At 68.0% G+C, this 6,000-nt stretch carries 4 protein-coding genes; 2 read left to right on the forward strand and 2 right to left on the reverse strand.

Going from position 1 to position 6,000, the window contains the following annotated elements; genetic code table 11:
- The first annotated feature begins 288 nt into the window (after positions 1 to 288).
- Together ABZ842_RS31755 and ABZ842_RS31760 are read left to right on the forward strand one after the other, a co-directional pair.
- Entirely contained in the window at positions 289 to 711 is a 423-nt protein-coding gene (locus ABZ842_RS31755) for a hypothetical protein (protein WP_361544588.1), read from the forward strand.
- A 136-nt stretch (positions 712 to 847) separates the two neighbouring features.
- Entirely contained in the window at positions 848 to 1,270 is a 423-nt protein-coding gene (locus tag ABZ842_RS31760; protein WP_361544590.1) for a hypothetical protein, read from the forward strand.
- A 394-nt stretch (positions 1,271 to 1,664) separates the two neighbouring features.
- Here the strand turns inward: ABZ842_RS31760 and ABZ842_RS31765 are convergent, their stop codons facing one another.
- Both ABZ842_RS31765 and ABZ842_RS31770 read right to left on the reverse strand, forming a co-directional pair.
- A complete protein-coding gene (locus tag ABZ842_RS31765; protein ID WP_361544593.1) occupies positions 1,665 to 2,150 on the reverse strand; it encodes a hypothetical protein in 486 nt (161 codons plus the stop codon).
- A 91-nt stretch (positions 2,151 to 2,241) separates the two neighbouring features.
- On the reverse strand, positions 2,242 to 6,000 hold a 3,759-nt coding region (locus tag ABZ842_RS31770; protein ID WP_361544596.1), incomplete at its 5' end, for an RHS repeat-associated core domain-containing protein.

Raw genomic sequence — 6,000 nt, forward strand, 5'->3', positions numbered from 1 at the left:
TGGCGACGCACGCCCGCGAACGCCGCGTCCCGCGACAGGGCCTGGTCTATCGAGGCGATGCCACCCAGCGGACTGGCCAACCGCCGGAGCACCGCCTCGGCCGTGCCCGGGCACTCGAAGATCTTCCAAATGCGGCAGCCACCACGTCCGCCGCCGGCGGCGGCGACCTCGAAGGGTCATAGTGTACGGCCGTGACTACACGATCGACTACACCCCATAACCCCCGGCGGGTGGGGCTCCAGGAATCTGTAGCCCCACCCACCAGAGTGACGAGATGGAGATTCCAGGGTGGGGCCTTTCGAGGCAGCCTACGAAGGCAGTAATAGCGGCATCGATCTGAGGATTGGGCCGAAGCACCGCTTCGAGTCCTGTAAGGACTTTGGCGACCGACTGTGGGCCGATGTGGCACGCATCATTTCGTTCCCCGCCGATCGGAGCCCCGCGGCAAAACAATCCATCGGATACAGCTACGAATTCAGCAACACGGAAGTACTCGTTTCCCTCTACGTAGACGACGGGGAGCCGGGTTGGCCCTTCGAGGTGGTTCCAGCGATGCTGAGCGGCTGGTCCCTGTCCGAGGCGGTCGAGACTTGGGAGTTGGTGGAGCGCCTGTACAACGGCCTGGTCGAACTCGGCGAGTACCAAACGATTGCCTTCGACCCGGGTGGCATGCCCATCACTGCGAACTTCGACATCGGCGACGACTGGTGAGCGGCGCAGCGCGCTGAATGGACCGGACGGCATCCTGCACTGGGCCGCTGCCGCCGCTTGAGCCAACAGCTGGAAACCAGGGTGCCCGACGCCGGACGGGACGGGCACCCGCCCGCGAGAACTGCGAGGAACCTGCGTGGGAAGATTTGAAGATCATGGCATCGGCCTCAAGGCAGATTTCGACGTTCGGGTCGGTCCGGCTCATTCCACATGGAAGTGCCAGGAATTCGCCAGCCAACTACGCACTAACGTGGAGCACATCATGGGCATCACCTTCCACGTGGTCAACGAAGGGCGGGACCCCACGGGGGGCTACCGATTCTGGTTCGCCAACGACGACCTCAGCATCCAGGTGATCGTGGATGACCCCGAAGAGGGCTGGCCCCTGGAGAAGGTGCCCGCCTACGCCATACCCATCTCCCGGTCCGAAGATGTGGGGACCTGGGAAATCGCCGAAAAGCTGTACAACGGCCTGGACGCACTGGGGACCTATCTACTCATCGCGTTGGAAAGCCACGGAAGCCCCGTTGCCTCCAACTTCGAAATCGGCGATTACTAGTGGACAGCCCTAGACGCAGAGCCAGATCGCTAGCAGTCGGCGGGCCAGCCTGATCATCGCCAGCAGGAATCCGCCCGGCGCACCGCAGCCAGGGTGGGCGCAAGTGTCCGCTCAATGGGGCGGATGTTCAGGCTGGGCGGGGGGGCGAAGATGCGGATGCCTTCTGGGTCGTGGAAGGCGACTGCAGTCGAACGAGTACATACAGATCTCCATGCCAGCCATCGCTGTCTCTCCTGCCTGCCCTGGCCGTTCATGAAGATTGACTCCGGACATGAGTAGAACTCATCGCAAAGGTCCCTGATCGCGCGGGGCTCGGTCGCACCGGCGCACGGCAGTCGCGGCGGCTGGCGGCGGGGCCGCCTCGGCAGACTGTGGCCGAGGCGGCTGCGCTGGTTCAGTCGCCGCGGGGGCCGTGGAAGAAGACCGAGGTGACGAGGGCGTAGTCGAAGTAGATCGGATCGCCTTCGTCGTCCGTCGGGTAGTCGAAGCTGCTCTCGTTGGAGAGGATCACCTTCAGGTCCGGGAGGGTGTCGACGCCGTCGTCGTTCTGCTCCACCGTGTGGCCGCGCTCCTCCAGCGCTTCCAGCAGTTCGTCGCTCGGGGTGCGGAAGATGTCGAGTCCGTCGAGGGTGACGCGCAGGTCCGCGGCCTCGTTGCGGAAGCGGGAGACGTGGATGTCGGTCAGGGCGCCCTTGGTGAAGCCGAGGGTGATGTCCGAGTCCGACGCGGCGTGGTCGCAGACGACCTGGCCCGGCGCGTCACCGTAGTCCGCGTTGGAGGGGACGAAGCCCAGGTCCCGTGCGGCCCCGACGGCTTCGTCCGCCGTCATGCCGAGCCGGATCGTGGCCACTCCCTCCTCCGGCAGCAGTGTCAGGTCCATCGTCGTGCCCTCCGCGTGTTCGTTGCCTGTCGCCGTCTACTCTGCCGCATGCCGGACGTACTGGCGTCGCCGCGGTACGCGGGGAACGCCCTCACCGCAGCAGCTCGGCCTCGTCGACCGTCCATCCTCGTTTGGTCAGCATGTCCTGGAAGTTCTTGTTGTCCTTCAGGCTCAGCACCATTTCCTGGATGTGGTCGTCGTACTTGCCGGGGAACTTGTGCTTGATGTCGTCGATGTCCATCCGCATCGCCTCGGTCAGCCGCCCGTCGGCGATCAACTCGCGCTGCCACTGGTGCCACGCCTGGGCGACGAAGTCGCTGCCGGTGCTGTTCAGTTGCTTGTGGTCGGCACGCTCCATGCGGATCGCCGGACCGTTGTTGACCTTCTGCTTCTTGTGGGGCTTGTTCGCGATGTAGAAGCCGGGCTCGATGACGTTCTTCCAGGCCGCCTTGGGCGGGATGTGGTTGACCTCCATCGGCTGGGGGAAGGCCGTTCCGTCCGCCTTCTCGTTCGCGGGGAGCATGCCGCCGTACCAGCCGCCCTTCTCCGTGCAGCCCTTGGCGATCAGCCCCTCGGGGTCCATCCAGGCGTACGGGTTGGTGACGTACGTGGCCGGGTTGGCGGCGGGAGCGAGCCCCAGTGGGTCGGACGTTACGTAGCGGGCCGTTTCCGGGTCGTAGTGGCGGTGGAGGTTGTAGTGGAGACCCGTCTCGGAGTCGTCGTACTGGCCCGGGAAGCGCAGCGGGGTGTAGGCGGTGGCGTTCTGGTTCCAGGCGGTGAGGCCCCAGACGGTGGTGCGGTTGTACCAGGCGACGTGGCCGTCCTCGTCGACGAGTTCGGTGGGGGTGCCGACCAGGTCGGTGACGATCGCGAAGAACCGGCTGTCGACCTCGTCCTGCGGGGTTCGGTCGGTGGTGGTGCGGCGTTCCAGTTGGGCGATGGGTCGGTAGCCCTCGTGGTCCCAGGTGAGGGTGGTGCCGGTGGTGGAGTCGGTCTGTTCGGCGAGGCGGGTGTCGTCCCAGGTGAAGCGGACGGTGGACAGGATCGCGCCGTCGGGGGTGATGCGGTGCTTGGCGGTGCGGCGGCCGATGGGGTCGTAGGTGTAGCGCCAGCGGGTGCCGTCGGGTGTGGTGCAGGAGGTGAGACGGTCTTCGGCGTCCCAGGTGTAGCGCCAGGTGTCGGGCTTGCGGGACAGGCGCTTCTTCTGCCGCAGGATGACCCGGCCCGCGTCGTCGTACTCGTAGCGCAGGCCGCCCGCGGAAGTCAGGCGCGTGCCGTCGTAGGTCCGCTCGCCGCGGCTTTCGGTCCGGCCGGCCCCGTCGGGCCAGTGGGCTGAGGTCTGGTTGCCGGTGCGGTCGTAGCCGTACCGCTCCGACCAGTCTCCGGCGGTGATGCCGAGGGGGCGGCCCAGGGCGTCCAGGTCGAACTGTGCGGTGAGTCCGGTCGTGTGGTCCGTCGTCGACGTCAGTAGTCCGTCGGCGCGGTAGCCGAAGGCGCGGGAGCGGATGGTGCGGCGGGGCGTCGACACGGTCTGGGCGGTCAGGCGTCCGATGGTGTCCCACGTGGAGGTGAGTGCGACCGGGGCGCTGGGGTTCCCGAAGCTGCGGGTCAGCTCTCGGCCCAGTACGTCGCGGGTGTAGTCGATGGCGTTGCCGCCCGTCTCGACGCGGATCCGGTTGCCGCCGACGTCGTAGCCGTACCGGGTGACCGCCCCGGTGGGGGTGGTGCGGGAGATCAGTTCACCGCCGGCGTCGTAGCCGTAGCGCATCGTGCGCCCGTCGACGGTCTCCGCCAGCAGTCGACCGGTGACGTCGCGCTCCAGAGTGAGCACGGAGTCCGGGGACTCGACTCCGGTGAGCCGTCCGCCGGCGTCGTAGCAGAAGCGGGTGAGGAGCCCCGCGGCATCCTTCTCCAGCAGGTTGCCGAGGGCGTCGTGGGCGAAGGTGACACGGTGGCCGTCCGGGCTGACGCGGGCGGCGAGCCGGCCGGCCGCGTCGTGCTCGTACCGGGTGGTGCGGCCGTCGAAGTCGGTCTCGGACGTCGTCAGCCCGGTGGGACCGTAGCCGTACGTCCACTCCCGCCCCTGGGGGTTGCGGACGCCGGTCACGCGCAGTTCGGTGTCGTAGGTGAACGTGTAGCGGGCGCCGTCCACGCCGGTGCGGGCGGCGAGCAGGTCGAACCAGGTGTACTCGAACCGGGTCGTGCCGCCGAGGGCGTCGGTGTGCGAGAGGCAGTTGCCTTCCTCGTCCCACGTCCACGACTCGACGGTGCCGTCGGGTGCGGTACGGCGGGACAGCGATCCGTCCGGCGTCCATTCCAGGCGGGTGACCGATCCGACCGGGTCGACCGACTCGACGGGGCGCCCGAAGGCGTCCCGCTTCAGGGCGTACACGGCTCCCGTGGGGTCCGTGGCCGACAGCGTGAGGCCCGCGGGGTCGTTGACCCTGCGTTCCGTCACGCCGTTGGGGAACGTCACGGTGGCGGGGGCGCCCGAGGCGTCGTGTGTGAAGGTGGTCGACGTTCCGTCGGGGGCCGTCACCGAGAGCCGGTTCCCGCGCTCGTCGAAGGTCTGTCGCCAGGTGGAACCGTCCGGTCCGGTGACGGAGACGGGCAGATGCCGTTCGTCGTAGCGCGCCGACGCCGTTCGCCCGTCCGGGAGGACCATCGTGGCCAGGTCGCCGTGCTCGTCGTAACCGAACTCGGCGGTGTTGCCGAGTTCGTCCGTGCGTGAGAGCAGGTTGTCGTACCGGTCCCAGGTGAACAGGACGGTGTGGCCGCGGGCGTCGGTCTCGGCGATGGTCTGGCCGAGGTCGTTGTACCGGGTCACGGTCACCGCGCCGGTGGAGTCCGTGAAACGGGTGACACGAGCCTGTGCGTCGTACGAGAAGCGTGAGGACAGCGCCCCGTCCGGGCCGACCGTTTCCACGACCCGGCCCGCGGCGTCGTAGACGTACGCGTACGTGTGGGCGTTGCGATCGGTCCACGAGGTGACCCGGAGGTGCTCGTCGTAAGTGAACCGCAGGGGTACGTCGGACGAGCCCGCCACCCCGGCGAGGTGGTGACCGCTGTCGTAGGTGAAGGAGGCGGCGCGCACCGGGCCCTCGGGCGTCAGCACGTCCAGGGCGGTGACGCGGCCGAGTTCGGCGTCGGTGGTGACGCGTACGCGATATCCGGCATCGTGGACGACGGCAGTCGGCAGCCCGTCCTCCGTGCGCTCGAACCGGATGCCGTTGCCGTTGCGGTCCTCGATCCCCCCGAGCCAGTACAGGCCGCCCGCCCGGAAGGGACTGCCCGTGAACCGCCGAACCAGGCCCGACCGAGGGTCACGCACCGCATAGGTGACCTCCCCCAGTTCGTCACGGCTCTCGAACGTCAGCGGCAGCCGCTCGCCCTCCAGCGGCCAGATCTCCTCACCGGCCTCGTGGGGCAGAGTGGGGTAGACGAGGACGGATCCGTCCTCCCGGGCCCACATCGTCCCCCGCCCCGTCGGTTCGATCCGCTCGTCGAGGGTGGAGGCCCAACTCGGGCCGTGGCAGTGGCCGAACGCGTAACCGGATATGTGCGTACGGCGCAGCACCAGCGGCAGCACGCCCGGCAGCGCCAAGTCCGTCTGGGACATGACCATCTCCCCGCTGGCCACGTCCACGGGATCGGTCTTGCAACGGCGGCTGAGGAGGGACATCGCCAGTTCCCGGATCCGCTCCACTGCCTTCGCGAGGGAGGTGGGGATCCTGCGGGCGGGGGCACCGGCTTCCGCGCGTTTGCCGGTGAGGTCGTCGGTGTCGCGTTTGCCGCTGCCGGTGATCTTCTTGATGTGGTCGTCGACGTCTTTGTCGGTGTTCTTATGGGT

This window comes from Streptomyces sp. NPDC047315 (genome assembly GCF_040643215.1).
Classification (GTDB): Bacteria; Actinomycetota; Actinomycetes; order Streptomycetales; family Streptomycetaceae; genus Streptomyces.